Below are 770 nucleotides of genomic sequence, written 5' to 3'. Positions count from 1 at the left end.
GAGCCAAGCTCGGCGACGCGAGCGACCTCATCGAGACCGTCCGCGGCGTCGGCTACCGCGTGCGCGGGTAGCGGCCCTCAGCCATTCAAGGAGCGCATTTGAGCATCTTCTCACAGCTACATAGCACAGAGCCGAGGAAGACCTCCCTCAGCCGGCAGGTCTTTCTCGCCATCGTGGTCGCTTGCGCCGCCGTCGCCCTCGTGGTGACGGCGGCGTCCGCTGTCGTTTTCCAGAACGCCTTCCTCGCCGATGAGCACGAGCAGCTGGCGGGGGAGTGCTCGACGCTCTCCTCGCTGCTCGACCAGACCGACGACGACGCGAAGGTGCTCTCGTCGCTCGACTTAGGCGAGCTGCGTGCGACTCTCGTGGCCCCCGACGGCCGCGTGCTCTACGACTCGCAAGCTGACGCCTCGACGCTGCCCAGCCACGCGGACCGCCCCGAGGTTGCGCAGGCGCTCGCCGAGGGTACCGGCTCCTCGGACCGCAGCTCCGAGACCGTCGGCTTCGTGAGCCTCTACAACGCCCGGAGGCTCTCTTCGGGCGACGTGCTGCGCATCTCCGTGGAGCGCGCGAGCGTGCTCGCGTTTCTTTCCAACGACTTCGCGCTGCTCATCGTGATCGCGGCCGCGGTCGTTGTGGCCGGCTGGGTCGTTTCGCGCCGCCTCGCCGCCGGCATCGTCAAGCCGATCCTGGAGATCGACCCGGCCGCCGCGGAGTCCGATGCGCCCTATGCCGAGCTCGACCCGCTCGTGAGCCGCCTGAACGAGCAG

1 pseudogene is annotated in these 770 nt (G+C 68.8%); it reads left to right on the top strand.

The window, feature by feature from the left end:
• Positions 1 to 98 precede the first annotated feature (98 nt).
• Positions 99 to 770 (top strand): annotated as a pseudogene (locus ACT84W_RS08440) (hypothetical protein); the annotation flags it as partial.

The sequence above is a fragment of the Paratractidigestivibacter sp. genome (assembly GCF_052362415.1).
Classification (GTDB): domain Bacteria; phylum Actinomycetota; class Coriobacteriia; order Coriobacteriales; family Atopobiaceae; genus Paratractidigestivibacter.
Note: the sequence above shows the minus strand (reverse complement) of the source record. Positions and strands in the feature narration are given on the sequence as shown.